Annotated in this window: 16 protein-coding genes; 12 read left to right on the top strand and 4 right to left on the bottom strand. The window is 38.1% G+C overall.

The genetic code is table 11. The features are described 5' to 3' along the window. The first annotated feature begins 6 nt into the window (after nucleotides 1-6). From ACFSQJ_RS10080 to ACFSQJ_RS10065, 4 genes are read left to right on the top strand one after another with little or no spacing between them, the layout of a single operon-like run. Nucleotides 7-450: a DinB family protein gene (locus tag ACFSQJ_RS10080; RefSeq protein WP_377766836.1), complete on the top strand. Its 444-nt coding sequence runs from the start codon at nucleotides 7-9 to the stop codon at nucleotides 448-450. Between the two features lie 20 nt (nucleotides 451-470). Then, the gene (locus ACFSQJ_RS10075) at nucleotides 471-1697 is read left to right on the top strand and encodes a nucleoside permease (protein WP_377766835.1); all 1227 of its coding nucleotides are present in this window, start codon (nucleotides 471-473) and stop codon (nucleotides 1695-1697) included. Nucleotides 1698-1723: 26 nt separating this feature from the next. Then, entirely contained in the window at nucleotides 1724-2887 is a 1164-nt protein-coding gene (locus ACFSQJ_RS10070; RefSeq protein WP_377766834.1) for an MFS transporter, read from the top strand. A gap of 15 nt (nucleotides 2888-2902) precedes the next feature. Beyond that, nucleotides 2903-4039: a Gfo/Idh/MocA family protein gene (locus tag ACFSQJ_RS10065; RefSeq protein WP_377766833.1), complete on the top strand. Its 1137-nt coding sequence runs from the start codon at nucleotides 2903-2905 to the stop codon at nucleotides 4037-4039. Between the two features lie 53 nt (nucleotides 4040-4092). Here ACFSQJ_RS10065 and ACFSQJ_RS10060 read toward each other — a convergent pair whose 3' ends face one another. Both ACFSQJ_RS10060 and ACFSQJ_RS10055 read right to left on the bottom strand, forming a co-directional pair. Continuing rightward, a complete protein-coding gene (locus tag ACFSQJ_RS10060; protein WP_377766832.1) occupies nucleotides 4093-4557 on the bottom strand; it encodes an ASCH domain-containing protein in 465 nt (154 codons plus the stop codon). Nucleotides 4558-4571: 14 nt separating this feature from the next. Beyond that, nucleotides 4572-6275 carry a GMC oxidoreductase gene (locus ACFSQJ_RS10055; protein ID WP_377766831.1) on the bottom strand — a complete coding sequence of 568 codons (1704 nt, stop codon included), beginning with the start codon at nucleotides 6273-6275 and terminating at the stop codon, nucleotides 4572-4574. A 143-nt stretch (nucleotides 6276-6418) separates the two neighbouring features. Between ACFSQJ_RS10055 and ACFSQJ_RS10050 the strand changes: the two genes are divergently transcribed. The 8 genes from ACFSQJ_RS10050 (at nucleotide 6419) to ACFSQJ_RS10015 (ending at nucleotide 14242) form a co-directional block, all read left to right on the top strand. Beyond that, nucleotides 6419-7471, top strand: coding sequence for a sugar phosphate isomerase/epimerase family protein (locus tag ACFSQJ_RS10050; protein WP_377766830.1), 1053 nt, complete (start codon nucleotides 6419-6421; stop codon nucleotides 7469-7471). 88 nt (nucleotides 7472-7559) lie between these two features. Continuing rightward, on the top strand, nucleotides 7560-8312 hold the full coding sequence (locus tag ACFSQJ_RS10045) for a 3-keto-disaccharide hydrolase (protein WP_377766829.1): 753 nt from the start codon (nucleotides 7560-7562) through the stop codon (nucleotides 8310-8312). Nucleotides 8313-8315: 3 nt separating this feature from the next. Then, entirely contained in the window at nucleotides 8316-9122 is an 807-nt protein-coding gene (locus ACFSQJ_RS10040; protein ID WP_377766828.1) for a 3-keto-disaccharide hydrolase, read from the top strand. 8 nt (nucleotides 9123-9130) lie between these two features. Next, nucleotides 9131-9553 carry a hypothetical protein gene (locus ACFSQJ_RS10035; protein WP_377766827.1) on the top strand — a complete coding sequence of 141 codons (423 nt, stop codon included), beginning with the start codon at nucleotides 9131-9133 and terminating at the stop codon, nucleotides 9551-9553. A 71-nt stretch (nucleotides 9554-9624) separates the two neighbouring features. Then, nucleotides 9625-10482 carry a YicC/YloC family endoribonuclease gene (locus ACFSQJ_RS10030; RefSeq protein ID WP_377766826.1) on the top strand — a complete coding sequence of 286 codons (858 nt, stop codon included), beginning with the start codon at nucleotides 9625-9627 and terminating at the stop codon, nucleotides 10480-10482. After that, entirely contained in the window at nucleotides 10479-11081 is a 603-nt protein-coding gene (gmk, locus tag ACFSQJ_RS10025) for a guanylate kinase (protein ID WP_377766825.1), read from the top strand. Before ACFSQJ_RS10030 ends, gmk begins: the two co-directional genes overlap by 4 nt. Further along, nucleotides 11081-11665, top strand: coding sequence for a nicotinate (nicotinamide) nucleotide adenylyltransferase (gene nadD / locus ACFSQJ_RS10020; RefSeq protein ID WP_377766824.1), 585 nt, complete (start codon nucleotides 11081-11083; stop codon nucleotides 11663-11665). Before gmk ends, nadD begins: the two co-directional genes overlap by 1 nt. A gap of 93 nt (nucleotides 11666-11758) precedes the next feature. Then, nucleotides 11759-14242 (top strand): zinc-dependent metalloprotease, encoded by a 2484-nt coding sequence (locus ACFSQJ_RS10015; protein WP_377766823.1) that lies wholly within the window; start codon nucleotides 11759-11761, stop codon nucleotides 14240-14242. A gap of 10 nt (nucleotides 14243-14252) precedes the next feature. Here ACFSQJ_RS10015 and ACFSQJ_RS10010 read toward each other — a convergent pair whose 3' ends face one another. Both ACFSQJ_RS10010 and ACFSQJ_RS10005 read right to left on the bottom strand, forming a co-directional pair. Continuing rightward, nucleotides 14253-14960: a DUF6503 family protein gene (locus ACFSQJ_RS10010; RefSeq protein ID WP_377766822.1), complete on the bottom strand. Its 708-nt coding sequence runs from the start codon at nucleotides 14958-14960 to the stop codon at nucleotides 14253-14255. A gap of 10 nt (nucleotides 14961-14970) precedes the next feature. Then, nucleotides 14971-17244, bottom strand: a complete 2274-nt coding sequence (locus ACFSQJ_RS10005; protein ID WP_377766821.1) for an inorganic phosphate transporter — start codon at nucleotides 17242-17244, stop codon at nucleotides 14971-14973. Nucleotides 17245-17265: the final 21 nt, after the last annotated feature.

Here is a 17265-nt window from a genome sequence, read left to right as displayed (position 1 = left end):
TCAAATATGAAATCACTATTTAACCAACTATTCGATTATAATTTTTACTGTAATAAGAATTTAATAGAGAAGTGTTCCGCACTTGATGAAGTTCCAGAACAAACGGTAACTCTTTTTAGCCATGTGCTTAACGCACATCATATTTGGAATATGCGTTTATTGGGTAAAGAGCATAAATACGATGTTTGGCAAATACATGCCTTGGAAACTTGGAGTGATATTCATTACGAAAACCAACGGACTACATTTGAGATTATCACCAATAGCGATGATTTTGAGAAACGTGTAGATTATGAAACAACCGAAGGACGTGTTTTTGCAAATGAACTAAAAGATGTTTTGTTTCATATAATTAATCATTCAACACACCATCGAGGTCAAATTTTAGCCAATTTTAGAACAAATAATATAGAGCCGGGCAATCTGGATTATATTTCATATAAACGATAACCAACCAACTTAATTTTCACATGAATTTTAAAACCAAGCTTCAACTATCTTTAATGATGTTCCTTGAATTCTTTATTTGGGGAGGGTGGTTCGTAACTATGGGAATCTATCTACCCAATACTTTAGAAGCAAGTGGAGGAGATATTGCCCAAGCTTATTCTACGCAATCATGGGGAGCAATAGTAGCACCTTTTTTTATTGGTTTAATTGCGGATAGGTTTTTTAACGCGGAACGTATTTTAGGAGTACTTCATTTAATAGGTGCTTTTTTAATGTATCGGCTCGCGCATGCGCAAGATTTCTCGGTGTTCTATCCGTATGTGCTGGGGTATATGATAGCGTACATGCCTACATTGGCTTTGGTAAACTCTGTTTCGTTCAACCAGATGAAAGACCCAGCGAAAGAGTTCTCTTTTGTAAGGGTCTTTGGAACGATAGGTTGGATTATTGCTGGTTTAACAATAAGTTATTTAGGTTGGGATAGTGAACAAGGTGTTCAAGAAGGGCTTCTTAAGAACACCTTTTTAATGGTGGCTATCGCATCGGCAATACTAGGTCTATTTAGTTTTACTTTACCTAAAACTCCACCACAAATTGCTAAAGGAGAGAAGATTTCCTTTGGGGATATAATTGGCTTGGATGCCTTAAAACTGCTTAAGGATAGAAATTTTTTAATTTTCTTCTTAGCCTCTGTTCTAATATGTATTCCCTTGGCATTTTATTACCAGCACGCAGGACAATTTTTAGGAGAAATTGGAGTATCAAACCCTGCTGCTAAAATGTCCATTGGGCAGATATCAGAGGTGTTATTTATGTTATTATTGCCCTTCTTCTTCAAGAAGTTCGGGTTTAAGAAAACAATTTTGTTTGGCATGGTCGCATGGTTGATAAGGTATTTGTTATTCGCATACGGAGATTCAGGAGAATTAGCATTCATGTTAATTCTGGGCATTGCATTACACGGTATTTGCTATGACTTTTTCTTTGTCTCGGGTCAGATCTATACGGACACTAAGGCAGGTGAAAGATATAAGAGCGCTGCTCAGGGCTTAATCACACTGGCTACTTATGGAGTTGGGATGCTAATTGGTTTTTGGGTTGCAGGTAAAATTACGGACACCTATCTAATTTCAGAAAACGTACATAACTGGAAAAATATCTGGACATTCCCTGCCCTATTTGCATTGGGAGTCCTAATATTATTTGCTTTATTTTTTAAGAATGAAAACGTAGCGTATAAAGAATGACCAACCTAATCATTAAATAAATTAAAATGGATAATATTAATAAGAATAGACTATTTATAGCCTCCTGTGTTGCCTTATTGGTAACATCTATGACTTTTGCAATTAGAGCCAGATTAGAAACTGTTTTTGGACCGGAAGGAGTGGGCCTTACTCTAGAGCAAATAGGCTGGGCATTTACACCTGCTTTTTGGGGCTTTACAATTGCAATGATTGTTGGAGGACCACTAGTTGATTCTCTTGGTATTAAGAAAATCACATGGATTGCGTTTATTACCCATGCTATTGGGATTGTATGGACAATTTTAGCCAAAGACCAGATGTCATTGTTTATAGCTACACTTTTTGTTGGTATTGGCAATGGTATGGTGGAAGCTGCGCTTAACCCGATGATAGCATCTATGTACACGGAGAATAAGACTAAGATGTTAAATCGCTTTCATGTCTGGTTTCCAGGTGGAATAGTAATTGGATCCTTAGTCGGCTGGTTAGTAATGGATGTTATGGGACTAGGGTGGCAGGTTATGGTAGGAGTATTATTTATTCCATTGGTGATTTATGGTTTTATGTTTTTAGGACAAAATTTCCCCGTTACAGAACGCGTGCAATTGGGAGTTAGTAATAATAAAATGATTGCTAGCTTAGGAAAGCCACTGTTTATTTTTATGGTGTTATGTATGTTTTTAACGGCCGCCTCCGAATTAGGAACTACGCAGCGTATAGAGTCCTTACTAAAAGAGTCGGTTGCAGTACCCTTATTGGTACTAGCTTTTATTAATGGTATTATGGCTCTGGGAAGAGCTTTTGCAGGTAAGGTCATACATAAGCTACAGCCAGCAGGTATGTTATTATTTTCAGCAATATTTACCTTTATAGGGCTATGGTTATTAACTATAACAAGTGGGGGAATGACATTTGTAGCAGCAGCCGTTTTTGCCGTTGGGGTTACCTTTTTCTGGCCAACTATGTTAGGTTTTGTAGCAGAGTATCTACCAGAAACCGGTGCTTTAGGATTATCTATAATGGGTGGAGCAGGAATGTTGTCCGTATCAGTAGTTTTACCAATAATGGGTAATCTAATGGATAATGCCAATCCTATTGAAGCTTTAAGAACAATGTCTATTTTACCAGCAATTCTAATAGTTGCCTTTATAGGATTATACGTTTATATGAAAAAAAGAAAAACCGCTTAAAACATTGAAATAAAAATGCCAAAAAAAATTAGATTAGGAATTTTAGGTGGAGGAGGAGATTCATTAATTGGAATCTTACACAGAGTAGCATCTCAAATAAATGATAATTATGAAATTGTAGGGGCCGTTTTTAACCCAGACCATGAGCAAAGCATTGCTTTTGCGAAAGAGATTGATATTCCAACAAATCGTATTTATAAAGATTTTGACACTCTTATTGAAGAAGAACTAAAACTTCCTGAAGATGAGCGAATACAAGTATGCTCGGTACAAACACCTAATTTTCTTCATTTTCCAATGGCCAAGAAGCTTTTAGATAATGGTTTTCATGTGATTTGTGAGAAACCCATGACCATGAATTATGAAGAAGCTAAAATTCTGGAAGAAGCACATCAAAAATCTGGAAAGGTTTTTGCCTTGACCCACACTTATACGGGTTACCCTATGGTAAGGCAAATGCGAGAAATGATAAAAGCAGGAGCTCTTGGTAAAATTCATAAAGTAGATGCTAGATATTATCAAGGATGGATTAATACCATTATTCACGATAAGGAAAAAAGGTCTTCGGTATGGCGTCTAGATCCCACAAAAGCGGGTATAAGCTCCTGTATGGGCGATATTGGGGTTCATGCTTTCAACCTGGTTGAATTTACTACCGGCCTAAAAATAAAGTCTCTGTTGTGTGACTTCAACTATCTATACGAGGACAATCAAATGGACGTAGATGGTACTGTATTGGTTAGAATGGATGACCATGTAAAAGGTGTAATACGCTCTAGTCAAGTAGCTACTGGTGAAGAAAATGGTTTAGCTATAGCTATTTATGGTGAAAAAGGCGCGTTTAGATGGGAACAAGAAAAACCAAATTTCTTATATAAGATGAGTGATACGGAGCCACTGCAAGTTTACAAGCCAGGTCATGCTTATAATTCTGAACTTTCGTTGTCAGGAACTAAATTACCACCAGGCCACCCTGAGGGAATCTTTGATTCTATGGCGAATATTTATTTAGGAGCTGCAAAAGCAATTCGAGGAGAAAAATATAACGATGGTGAATTCCCGACCATGAAAGATGGTGTTCGTGGCATGAACTTTATAGAAAGCACCGTTGCTTCCCATAAAAAAGGAAACGTTTGGATAGATTTGGATTAGTTTCTATTCTTACACCCTGCCTCAAATACAATAATGGTCGCCTAGTGCGGCCATTATCTTTTAAACAAAAGCTCAAAGCGTTCAAAAACAACAATCATGCTTTCTCTTGGCACTCTATTAAACGGTTCTAGCTCCCGAGTATAATAATCCCAGTGCACTTTTTTCCAGTATTCAAGACTTTTATCGCCTTCTCCTTCTAAGCGAGCATGCTCTGAATGAATTGAAAAATAAGGAAGCAGTTTGACCGAGGTAGTACGAATCAAACATTTCGCTTTTTCTTGCCAATCCGTAACAACAAAAAAATCACCTATTTTAGGCATCGGTTCCGCTCGAAGCTGAAGGCCTAAAAGGGAGTGGGAAGTTGCTCTTTTGATATCTTTGGCTACTAGTTCTGCTAAAGTATTGGCATCTTTTTCATTATCTCCAAAATAGCCTACTTGAGGTGCCTTTTCAAAAGCAAATTCAGTGTGTTTGTCTAAAAAATCTCCCCAAAGGTTCCTTGCAGAGGTGTTATCCATTTACTATAAATTAATTAAGCGAATTTACCTAATTTAAACTGTTCTGCGGCATGGTTGGCTGCCCTTGCCGTAAAAGCCATATAGGTTAAAGAAGGGTTTACGCAACTGGCAGAAGTCATAAAAGCACCGTCTGTAACGTATACGTTAGGTACTTCATGTACTTGATTATTTTTGTTTACAACAGATGTTCTGGGGTTCCAGCCCATACGAGCACCACCCATTTCATGAATTCCTAGACCCGGCCCCGTAGCATTGTCATAGGTGTTTATATCTCTAAAACCAGCTGCTTTTAGCATAGCAGCAGCTTCTTCTTTTATGGCTTCTCGCATATTAAGTTCATTTTCTTTGAACTCAACGTCAAAATCTAGTTGAGGCAGTCCCCATTTGTCTTTTTTATCCTTGCTAAGTGTAACACGGTTGTCATGATGCGGCAACATCTCGCCAAAACCGGTCATTCCAATGCGCCAACCTCCGGGCTTTAACATCGCTTCTTTATAAGCAGCGCCATGGCCTAACTCCGCCACCATATCGCTCCAATTGTCACGGTTTGCACCTCCTTGGTATCCAAAACCTCTTAAGAAGTTGCTACGTTTTGTTTTGTCGTCTAGGTTTACAAATCTGGGGATGTAAAATCCGTTAGGTCTGCGACCTTTAAAGTACTTATTAAGATGACCATCGACTTTGGCCGACGCCCCCAATTGATAATGATGGTCCATGATATTACGCCCGACTTCGTCGTAATTGTTGCCCAACCCATTTGGGAAACTTTTAGATTTAGAATTCAATAAAATTCCAACCGACGCCATGGCAGAAGCACATAAGAAAACTATTTTACTTTTAAACTCTAATGCTTCTCCAGTTTCAGCATCAACCACTTTAACACCAGTAGCTTTTTTGGTATTTTCATCATATACAACTTCATGCACAATAGCGTTTGCGCGTAGGGTCATATTTCCGGTCCGTTCTGCCGCTGGTAAAGTAGAAGAATTACTGCTAAAATAACCTCCGAACGGGCATCCTCGCCAACAGCGATTTCTATATTGACAGGGGCTTCTTCCTTCTATTTTCGTATCATTTTCGGTGATATGTGCAACACGACCTATGGTTAAAAGGCGTCCATCTTCGAAATTGGTTTTCATGGCAGTTTGAAGGTCCTTTTCGACACAATTTAATTCCATTGGTTTAAGGAACTGGCCATCAGGAAGCTGCTTTAAACCGAGTTTTTCACCGCTTACACCAATGTACGATTCAACTTTATCATACCAAGGAGAAATATCTTTATAGCGCACCGGCCAGTCTACGGCAATATCTTCTTTTAAATTGGCTTCAAAATCGATATCGCTCCAGCGGTAGCTTTGTCTGCCCCAAGTTAAAGAACGCCCGCCTACTTGGTATCCACGAATCCAGTCAAAACGTTTGGTCTCTTGATAGGGGTGCTCTAAATCATTTACAAAAAAGTGTTTTACATCATCTCTGGGGGCCCAGCCAACCCTTAGTTGTTTGGCATATTTTTTCTTATCCTCCCTTGTTAATTGACCCTTAAAAGGATAATCCCAGGGGTCATCGTTCATGGTTTTATAGTCTTCGATATGCTTTACCATCGGTCCGCGTTCTAAGACCAAGGTTTTTAAACCATTCTCACATAGTTCTTTGGCGGCCCAACCGCCGGTTATTCCGGTACCTACAACAATGGCATCGTAAACAGTTTCTTGATTCAAAATAGTGCTATTTAATTATTGGCTAATCATTATATTTATAGCTTTCATGAGAATAAGGTAAGAAAGCCATTATTTATTTCTTAAATATAGGGTATAATCGGCATTTTTTTTAGCAAAACCCAAAACTTAAAAAAGTAATATTAATGAAGACAATTAAAGGTCCCGCAGTATTTTTAGCACAGTTTGTAGACAGTAAAGCTCCTTTTAACACATTGGACGGAATGTGTAAATGGGCTTCAGATTTGGGGTATAAGGGCATACAAATACCGACATGGGAATCTTTTCTAATAGATTTGGATAAAGCGGCCGAGAGTCAAGATTATTGTGATGAGTTAAAGGGTAAAATAAACTCATATGGTCTTGAGATTACTGAACTTTCGACACATCTTCAGGGGCAGTTGGTAGCAGTGAATCCCGCATATGATCTAATGTTCGATAATTTTGCGCCGGATTATTTAAAGGGAAAACCAAAAGAGCGCACTGAGTGGGCGGTCGAAACGGTTAAAAAAGCCGCAACGGCAAGTAGAAGATTAGGCATAACCGCTCACGCTACATTTTCTGGAGCATTGTTATGGCATACCATGCATCCATGGCCTCAGCGCCCTGCTGGTCTTGTTGAAATGGGTTTTAAAGAACTGGCCAAACGTTGGATGCCCATTCTCAACCATTTTGATGAAGAAGGGGTAGATGTCTGTTATGAAATACATCCGGGTGAAGATCTGCATGATGGGGATACTTTTGAACGCTTTTTAGCGGCCACGAATAACCATAAGCGTGTAAATATACTCTATGATCCAAGTCATTTTGTATTGCAACAGCTAGACTATATTACATACATAGACCATTACCATGAATTCATTAAGTCTTTTCATGTAAAGGATTCCGAATTTAATCCAACCGGTAAAAAGGGCGCTTTTGGTGGATACAACGATTGGCAAGACCGTGCCGGGAGGTACCGTTCTTTAGGTGATGGTCAAATTGATTTCAAAACCATCTTTTCAAAACTAACACAGTATGGATGTGATGTTTGGGCCGTAATGGAATGGGAATGTGTCATTAAAAGTCCTGAACAAGGTGCGCGAGAAGGTGCGAAGTTTATTCAAGATCATATTATTGAAGCCACTCAAAAAACCTTTGATGATTTCGCCGGTGGAGATATCGATAAAGAAGTATTAAAGAAGATATTAGGTATTTAGTTCCCTAATACTCTTTAGAGATGTCGTTCGTAGAAAAAAAATAGATACTGAGGTCTTGAGTCCTAATTTTAGCGGAAAAGTAAAATACATGAAAAATTTAGCAATTTTCACTATTGTAATGTTGATGACCCTCTCTTGTAAAGAGAAACAAAAAGCAACTGATATAGAAAGAGAAGTACTTTCAGAAGAAGACCCATTCGTAGTAAGTAAGTCTGAATGGATTTCTATTTTTGACGGAACCTCATTTGACGGATGGCATTATTATAGGGCTTCAGAGGTCACTAACCCATGGAAAATCGAAGACGGGGCAATGGTTTTTTACCCACCTAAAGAAAGAGATGGAGAAAGCTATAACATTGTTACGGATAATGAGTATACGAATTTTACACTCTCTTTGGAATGGAAGATTTCTGAAGGAGGAAATAGTGGTATTTTTTGGGGAATTCTAGAAGATGAAAAATACGGGCAACCTTATGAAACAGGTCCGGAAATTCAAGTTCTCGATAATGAAAGGCATCCCGATGCTAAAAACGGTCCTACTCGTCAGGCGGGTGCCCTTTACGATATGGTTCCGCCGAGTGATTCACAAGCTGTGAAACCTGCAGGGGAATGGAATACCTGTGTATTAACCGTAAATCATAATACCAACGAAGGCAGTGTTGTTCTAAACGGCAAGGAGATAGGAAGATTCCCTGTAAACGGACCTCTTTGGGATGAAATGGTATCCGATTCTAAATTTGCCACATGGGATGGTTTTGGGAAGTATAAAACAGGTAAGATAGGCTTGCAAGATCATGGTGATATTGTAGCCTACCGAAATATAAAAATTAAAGAATTATAGCAAATGAGATACGGCATCATAGTTTTAGGAGTACTTTTTGTTCTTTCAGGTTGTCAAGAGAATACCAATAAGACAAGTGAAGAGAAAGCAAACTCCATTGAGGAAAATTCAAACGAAAAATATCAAGGTGAAGAACCTACCACCCCTGAGGCAACGGAGATTTATGAGCCAGTCCCTCCGAAAGTAACGGTTGATTCTAATGGATTGCCAAACGATGCTATTGTACTTTTTGATGGAACTAACTTGGATGAATGGATTAGTGCAGCGGATAGTACAGCAGCAAAATGGGAAATAAATAAGGATGATAGTATGACCGTAAAAGATAAATCGGGTAACATACAGACGAAAAGAAATTTTGGCAGTATTCAGCTGCATCTAGAATGGAAATCTCCCTTGCAAATCATGAATGAAGGTCAGGCCAGAGCAAACAGCGGTGTTTTTATACAGCAACGTTATGAGATCCAGATTTTAGATAATAATGACAATCCAACATATACCAATGGTCAAGTAGGTTCTGTTTACAAACAGTCAGTACCTCTGGCGATGGCATCGAAACCGACGGGAGAGTGGAATTCTTATGATATTATTTTTCATGCCCCAGAATTTAAGGAGGAAGCGCTAAGTAAGCCTGCTTATGTAACCGTACTTCACAACGGAGTACTTATACAAGACCATTTTGAAATTGAAGGTATTATTAAATATATAGGCTGGCCAAATTATGAAGCACATGGTAAGGCGCCCATAGTTCTGCAAGATCATAGAGATAACAGCCGAGTAAGTTATCGCAATATTTGGGTGCGAGAGTTATAATGGTTTAAATGTTTTCAAAGAAAGACAGGATACAATACGCCAACTTAAACGCCAAACAAAAAGAGACCTATAACTTTCAAAAGTTTTCCTCTATTTTGGCCGATTATGGTTTCGCTACCCTAAAACTTAATGATGATTGGAATGGAGCTGACTTTATAGCGCAGCATATTAATGGTGAAAATTACTTGAAAATACAACTTAAGGGAAGGCTCACCTTTGATAAGAAGTACATTGGAAAGCATATTTATGTTTGTTTTAGAGAAGATAACGATTACTATTTATATAATCACGATAGTTTATTAGACCTTTTTCTTAAGGAGTTTAATGATACTATGGCGAAGAGCGATTCATGGATGGTTTCTGGGGTTTACAGTTTTCCATATTTAAGCAAAAGGTTGAAAATACTTCTGAATGAATTTATGCTGAACTAGCACATAAACTTTAAACTTTAAACTGCAAATCTTCGATTTGCCCTACCTTTGCCAAAATTTAATCATCTTATATGATTCAATCCATGACCGGTTATGGGAAGCATGTTGTACAGCTTCCGTCAAAAAAAATCACTATTGAACTTAAGTCTCTAAACAGCAAAAACCTAGATATCAACGCTAGAATACCACAAGCGTATAGGGAAAAGGAATTGGAGCTTCGAAAATTGATTTCAGAATCCTTAATACGCGGTAAAGTTGATTTTAGCCTCTACATAGAATTAACAGGTGATGAAACCACAGCTGAAGTAAACGTAGCTATGGTCAAGAAATATATGGAGCAATTACGGGCCATTGCGAAAGGAGACGAAGTTAAATTACTGGAAATGGCGCTTAAAATGCCAGATACCCTAAAAACGGATAAAAGTGATATTGATCCAAAAGAATATAGCACTATAAAAACTGCTTTGGTCGAAGCCTTGAAGGCCATCAATATTTTTAGAACAGAAGAGGGTAACGTGCTCGAAGAAGACTTTAAAAATAGGCTAAAAACTTTATCAAGGCTATTGGGTCAAGTTAAGGAAATGGACACGGAACGTTTGGATACCATTCGCGAGCGCCTTGAAAAAGCCGTAGCCGATTTAAAGGTAGAATTAGATGCGAACCGTTTTGAGCAAGAACTTATTTACTACCTAGAAAAGTATGATATTACCGAAGAAAAAGTACGTTTGGCAAACCATTTGGAATATTTTGAAACTACAATTGATTCCGCTGACTCCAATGGAAAAAAACTAGGATTTATTTCTCAAGAAATAGGTAGGGAAATCAATACTATAGGATCAAAAGCGAACTTCGCACCTATGCAACAATTGGTAGTGCAAATGAAAGACGAATTAGAAAAGATTAAGGAACAAATGCTCAATGTTTTATGAGTAAGGGAGGCAAGCTTATTATATTTTCGGCCCCATCCGGGAGTGGTAAGACAACCATTGTTCGCCATTTGTTAAACCAGCCAGAATTAAACTTGGCGTTTTCGGTTTCTGCCACCTCACGTCCTCGTCGCGGTAAGGAAAAAGATGGTGTTAATTATTACTTTATAACCGCCAATGAGTTTAAAAAGCATATTAAAAATGATGACTTTTTAGAATGGGAAGAAGTTTATAGAGACAGTTTTTATGGTACTCTAAAGAGTGAGGTAGAACGACTTTGGGCTGAGGGTAAAAATGTGATTTTTGATATTGATGTTGTAGGCGGACTTCGTATAAAAAAGAAGTTTCCAGAACAGACTTTGGCGGTATTCGTAAAACCGCCCAGTGTAGACGAATTAAAAATTAGACTAAAAAAACGCAGTACGGAGAGTGATGATAAGATCAATATGCGAGTCGCCAAGGCTTCTGTAGAATTGGCAACTGCTCCTCAGTTTGATGAAATCATTAAGAATTATGATTTAGACATTGCCTTAGAGGAAGCCCATCAATTGGTTGCCGATTATGTGGGTGCTACCTATAAAAATTCTCAAGAAGAGGAGTGATGAAAAAGGTTGGCCTATATTTCGGAACATTTAATCCCATACATGTAGGGCATCTAATTATTGCCAACCACATGGCTGAGTTTTCAGATTTAGATGAAGTTTGGCTTATCATTACACCCCAAAGTCCATTTAAGAAAAAGAAATCCCTGTTGGACAATCACCACAGGTATCAGATGGTTTTTGAAGCTACTGCCGACTATCCTAAACTAAAGCCTAGTAAAATCGAGTTCGATTTGCCTCAACCCAATTATACAGTTAATACTTTAGTCTATTTAGAAGATGAGTATAAAACGGGCTATCAATTTTCACTAATAATGGGCGAGGACAACTTAAAAAGCTTTCACAAGTGGAAAAACTATGAGGTAATTCTAGAGAATTATCATTTATATGTTTATCCAAGAATTTCTGATAAGGAAATAGACCACCAATTTAAAGACCACCCTAAAATTCATAAAGTCGCTGCACCAATTATTGAGATCTCTTCAACATTTATAAGAAAGCAGCATGCCCTAGGAATGAATATTAAACCCATGTTGCCCGACTCGGTATGGAAATATATGGATGAGATGAATTTTTACAGGTAATTCTGTCAAAGTTTTAGTTTATTCCATATTTCTAAAAAGCTCGTTTTTTGTTTAAGCTTTTATATGTTTATCTTCATTAAAATTCGAAATTAGATGAACAAAACACTTTGCGCACTTGCTTTGCTTTCACTGGTGCTTTGCAACCCAATTCAAGCTCAGAAAACCAAAAAGAAAAAATCGAAAGAAACTACAGAGTCGGTATCAAAACCAAAATCTAATAATGGAATAAAACCTTATACCAAGGTCATTACAAAGGAGGCAGTTTCAGACGAGGGTGTATTTACTATCCATCGAATTGCAGAAGACTATTTCTATGAAATTCCTTTTGAGCAGCTTAACAAAGACATGCTTTGGGTAAGTCGTATCGCCCAGCTACAAAATGGCTTGGGGGGTGGCTATGTAAATGCCGGCTCCAAAACAAACGAACAAGTGGTGCATTGGGTACGCTTTCGAGATAAAATTCTATTAAAATCAAAGTCTTTTGTAAATGTTGCCGATAGTACCAAAGCTATCAGTAATTCGGTAAAAGTAAATAATTACGAACCTACTTTACATGCTTTTGATATCAAGGCTTTTAATGCTGATTCATCTGCGGTAGTAATTGATGTCACTAAATTTTTTACATCAGATATCGCGGCGATAAGTGGGCTCTCGGCTAGACTCAGAAAAGACTATAAAGTCAAAAAATTAGATGGTTCAAGAAGCTTTATCAATAGCATAAAAAGCTTTCCGCAGAACGTTGAAGTAAAGCAAGATTTTACGTATGACGCCTCAGAACCACCAAGTTTTAGAAGCACCCAGTCGATAAGTATTCAAATGAATCAGTCTATGATTCTACTGCCAGAAGACCCTATGCAACCAAGAATCTATGATCCAAGGGTCGGATTTTTTACTGTTTCTCAGTACGATTATGGGAGTGAAGCCCTCAAAGCAGACCGAAAAACATATATACGAAGATGGCGTTTAGAACCAAAAAATCCCGAAGCCTATGCTAGAGGAGAATTGGTGGAGCCCATTAAGCCCATAGTATATTATTTAGACCCTGGCACACCTGAAAATTTACAGTCTTATATAAAACAAGGCATAGAAGACTGGCAAAAACCTTTTGAAACAGCAGGTTTTAAAAATGCGATCATTGCCAAAGACGTGCCAACAAAAGAAGAAGATCCTGAATTTAGCCCTGAAGATATAAGGTATTCTGTTGTTCGATATGTCGCAAGTACGACGCGAAACGCAGTTGGCCCAAGTGTTTCAGACCCCAGAAGTGGAGAAATCATAGAAAGTGATATTATTTGGTATCATAACCATCTACGAAGCTATCGCAATCGGTATTTATTGGAAACTGGAGCGGCAAATCCTTCAGCTAGAACCTTAAATACCTCAGAAGAGGAAATCGGTGAAATGATGCGTATGGTGATTGCGCATGAGGTGGGTCATGCACTTGGTTTTCCGCACAATATGGCGGCCAGTTATGCCTATCCTGTAGATTCACTTAGAAATGGAGCGTTTACCCAAAAAAACGGGATAGCTGCAAGTATTATGGATTATGCGCGCTATAACTATATAGCTCAGCCAGGGGATGAAAATATAAGATTTGTGCGTCAAATGGGTCCATATGACCACTATGCGGTAAATTGGGGGTATCGGTGGCTTTCAGCGGAAAATGCAGATGCTGAAAGACCAACTCTCAATTCTTGGGTGTTAGAAAAAGCAGATGACCCTAAATATAAATTTGGTAGGCAGACCAGTCGTTTTGACCCTCAATCACAAACCGAATGCATCGGTGATGATCCTATCAAAGCGAGTACTTATGGTTTGAAAAACTTAAAATATGTTGCGGCCAATTTACCAAGTTGGACGTCAGATGTAACTAATGATTACCAAGATTTGGAAGAATTATATGGGGAGTTGTTAGGAGTTTATAGCAGATATGCGGGTCATGTAACCAATACGGTTGGTGGTGTTTTCGAGAATATTAAAACCCCTGAGCAAGAGGGGCCTGTATACTCTAATTTTAATGCTGCAGGTCAAAAACAGGCTATAAAATGGCTGCATGCTAATATTTTTGAAACGCCTGAATGGCTTTTAGATAAGGCAATTTTACAGAACATTGACCATGCCGGATATTTTGAAAAAGTTCGAAGGTTACAAGTACGGCAATTGAACTCATTACTGAGTTTTGAGCGTTTGGGAAGACTCATTGATGCTGAAAGTTTAAATGAATCGTACTATAGTGCTATGGAAATGCTCGTAGATTTAAGAAATGGACTTTGGAAAGAAACCCTTAGGGGAACCAGTGTTGATCTGTACCGAAGAAATTTACAGCGTTCCTACGTTGATAGAATGGCCTATCTAATGACCGAAGAGCAGCAACCCAATAGGTTTGGGCGACCGGGCTTCGAAGGACAAATAGCTTATAATACCAAATCTTCAGATGTGAGAGCTTTGGTAAGGGGAGAGCTAAAAGCATTAAAAACCAAATTGAAATCGGCTAAAAATGGTAGCATTAACAGAGAAACAAGGTATCACTATGAAGATGTCATAGCTAGAATTGATGCTATTTTTGAGGCTGGATAGATACCTGTAATCAGTTTTGAGACAGGGTATCAGTACCCAAATATTTGTCATCTTTGTTGTAATACCAAGCTCTTGACATGGGCATATTTATTCCATGAACATTTTCTAGACCTTTAAGTAGAATGTATTCTCCATCGTTTTTTGTTTCGTCATGGAAGAACTGGTAAACTTCCATGGCAAAAGTGCTTGGGTCAAAATAAAAATACCATGTGTCCTTACCCACACCTTCTGAATAATTTACTTTTAAGACAAGATATTCTTTTCCTTTAAAGGTTCTTTTTTCAACTTTGGGTTCTACAATTGTTCCAGGGTCTTTTAATTTCATGGGCAGACCATACAAGTAAGTATAGTAATCTTTCATCATCATACCCCGTTCGCAGCTTAATTGAAGTCTTTTAATATCCTTCTCATTAATTTTTGAGCTACCGTTTAAAGAAATGCCGCAGCTATCTTTTTCAATGAGGTAGGCATAAGAATCATTTTCTTTGACTACATCCAATACAAATTCTTGTCTAGGCAAATTTAGATGTATTTTACTAACTCTATCGCTAGAATTAGGGGTTTCCATAGTAACTTGAAATCCGCCTTTAAAGGTGGGCCAATTCCCTTTAGGGTCATGAAATTCTATAGCTTTATTCAAGAGTTCATCTCCTGAAATTTCTTGGGTATATGAAACCGTGTAAAAAGCGAAAGCGAAAAACAGTAACGAAAACCGCATAGGTCTAAAATTATTTTTCAATTCTGGCAGGCACAACAGAGCTATCATGTTCTGTGTAATATAGCTCTAAAAGCTTCATGGTAGCCTCAATCATATCCTTACTTTCGGTTAGAAGTGAGAAGTATAAAGAGGTGTTTTTCGGACTTGATTCCTCCGTACGTGTTCTAGCTACTTGTGTTTCTATTTTGTCGGATACCAAATCAAAATACTCTTGCTTTTTATTCAGAAGGGCTCCGATATTTTGAAAATTTCTACTGCTGAATATATCGGTACTATCTTTTAAAAGTCCTTCTAAATGATTATCCAAATCTTTTAGTTCTTTAATTTGATTGTATTTTAATTTACGATGATTGTTGTTGACATGGGTGTAACTGATCTTGGCGATATATTCTAGCGATTGTGCCAAATCTTGCAAATGGCCTAGCATAACAATATAAAAGTTACTTGCCCCACCGACGCTCGATTCATCTAAATTTTTAATAAAATAATAGATATTATCTTGAAGGCCGTCAACCTCTTTGGAGAGTTTGGACATTCCTTTTTTATTCTTTTTAAGATCATCAATATTGTGTTTTGCCAACCCATTGATAGAGCTTGTATAAATCTTGTTGCTTCGCTTTATAACATTACCAATGTTATCGGCACTTTCTTCAATGACCCCTTGAATAGAGCTGCTCTCAGCTCTTCTTAAGCTGTCTTCAGCTTTGGTAACCTTGGTTTTCTTGTTATGAGCGATATAATTGCGTAATAAAAGTCCGGCAGCTAAAACCAGTAGAACCAATAAGGCAACAAAACCACCAAAATGAAGGATAGTGGCAATAATAGCCGCAGCAGTAAAAGCGCTAAATGCCGTAAAAAACCATCCGCCTATTACATTAAGTACACCGGCAACGCGATATACCGCGCTTTCGGCCCCCCAAGCCCGATCTGCCAAAGAGGTTCCCATGGCGACCATAAAGGTCACATAAGTAGTAGAAAGTGGTAACTTCATTGAGGTTGCAATCGATATCAATACACTGGCGATCATTAAATTTACCGCCGCCCTTACCAAATCAAAAGCGGGCAAATCTTGTACCTTGCTTTTTGGAACATAGGTATAGGGTACTGCAAATCGTTTGTCTATCTTATTTTTTAGGCTTTCAGGTAAGATTGTGGAGAAACCTTCAAAAGCAGAAACACTAAGTTTTACGATTTGTCGTGAAATAAAATTAGGCTGAAATCTTTCATCGCCCTCATCTTGTCTGGCAAGATCAACACTGGTTTTCACCACACTTTTTGCCTTTGAAGAAAACCATAATGTTACGACCATCACCCCGCCAGATAAAAGCAATAATAAAGTTGGGGTTCTTACTGCTGCAGATAAACCTTGCATATTAAATTCAGATGCGGCGATTCCTGAACCTTGCCAATCTTGAAAAGACTGGAGCGCTGCAATGGGCACCCCAATAAAATTTACAAGATCGTTACCGGCGAAGGCCATGGCTAGGGCAAAGGTGCCCAAAATAATAACGACCGTATAGATATTCCATTTTAAAAATGTTGAAAAAACCCAAGAAAGCAATGTCCAGAAAAATAAATTGCCGACAATGAACAGTTCTGGAGATTCACTAATGAACTGGATAATCGATTCATCAAAAATAGCGGCGCTCTTAAGGCCTTTTACAATGATAAAGTAAATAATGGCAGTTATCGCCAGACCACCAAAAATAGACTCTACCCATTTTGGTTGGTTTTTATATTGAAAAGAGATGAGAACCCTTGAAATAAATTGCACTATTGCCCCTATGGTAAAGGCGATAAAGACCGAAAGCAAAATTCCGAAAATAATTTGGGTGGCTTTCTCGGTATTTATATAGTTATTGAGGTCCGAAAAGCTTCCTTCGATTCCGTAGATTTTAATAAGCGAGATCGCTACAGCGGCCCCTAATAGTTCGAATACGATGGATACCGTCGTAGAGGTTGGCATACCGAGGGTATTAAAAAAATCGAGGAGCAGAATATCGGTAATCATTACGGCCATGAAAATGAACATGATTTCTTCAAAAACAAATTCCCCCGGATTGAAAATACCTTTTCTAGCTACTTCCATCATACCACTAGAAGACATTGCCCCAAGGGCAATACCTAAACTTGCAACAATCATTACAGTTCTAAAAGTGACGGCTTTCGAACCTATGGCAGAATTCAAAAAATTAACGGCATCGTTACTAACGCCAACAACTAAGTCGGTTATTGCTAAAAGACCAAGTGCAACAACCATAAAAATGTAGATATTCTCACCCATACTAATTCTTGAAAGTAAGCA

Origin of the sequence: Croceitalea marina (assembly GCF_042684265.1) — a bacterium.
GTDB lineage: Bacteria > Bacteroidota > Bacteroidia > Flavobacteriales > Flavobacteriaceae > Croceitalea > Croceitalea marina.
Note: the sequence above shows the minus strand (reverse complement) of the source record. Positions and strands in the feature narration are given on the sequence as shown.

Coding starts and splice junctions, on each gene's coding strand:
- ACFSQJ_RS10060 (WP_377766832.1), bottom strand. CDS start 4,557: ATGGATAACACCTCTGCAAGGAACCTTTGGGGAGATTTTTTAGACAAA.
- ACFSQJ_RS10065 (WP_377766833.1), top strand. CDS start 2,903: ATGCCAAAAAAAATTAGATTAGGAATTTTAGGTGGAGGAGGAGATTCA.
- ACFSQJ_RS10075 (WP_377766835.1), top strand. CDS start 471: ATGAATTTTAAAACCAAGCTTCAACTATCTTTAATGATGTTCCTTGAA.
- gmk (WP_377766825.1), top strand. CDS start 10,479: ATGAGTAAGGGAGGCAAGCTTATTATATTTTCGGCCCCATCCGGGAGT.
- ACFSQJ_RS10030 (WP_377766826.1), top strand. CDS start 9,625: ATGATTCAATCCATGACCGGTTATGGGAAGCATGTTGTACAGCTTCCG.
- ACFSQJ_RS10035 (WP_377766827.1), top strand. CDS start 9,131: ATGTTTTCAAAGAAAGACAGGATACAATACGCCAACTTAAACGCCAAA.
- ACFSQJ_RS10080 (WP_377766836.1), top strand. CDS start 7: ATGAAATCACTATTTAACCAACTATTCGATTATAATTTTTACTGTAAT.
- ACFSQJ_RS10010 (WP_377766822.1), bottom strand. CDS start 14,960: ATGCGGTTTTCGTTACTGTTTTTCGCTTTCGCTTTTTACACGGTTTCA.
- ACFSQJ_RS10070 (WP_377766834.1), top strand. CDS start 1,724: ATGGATAATATTAATAAGAATAGACTATTTATAGCCTCCTGTGTTGCC.
- ACFSQJ_RS10045 (WP_377766829.1), top strand. CDS start 7,560: ATGAAAAATTTAGCAATTTTCACTATTGTAATGTTGATGACCCTCTCT.
- nadD (WP_377766824.1), top strand. CDS start 11,081: ATGAAAAAGGTTGGCCTATATTTCGGAACATTTAATCCCATACATGTA.
- ACFSQJ_RS10050 (WP_377766830.1), top strand. CDS start 6,419: ATGAAGACAATTAAAGGTCCCGCAGTATTTTTAGCACAGTTTGTAGAC.
- ACFSQJ_RS10015 (WP_377766823.1), top strand. CDS start 11,759: ATGAACAAAACACTTTGCGCACTTGCTTTGCTTTCACTGGTGCTTTGC.
- ACFSQJ_RS10040 (WP_377766828.1), top strand. CDS start 8,316: ATGAGATACGGCATCATAGTTTTAGGAGTACTTTTTGTTCTTTCAGGT.
- ACFSQJ_RS10005 (WP_377766821.1), bottom strand. CDS start 17,244: ATGGGTGAGAATATCTACATTTTTATGGTTGTTGCACTTGGTCTTTTA.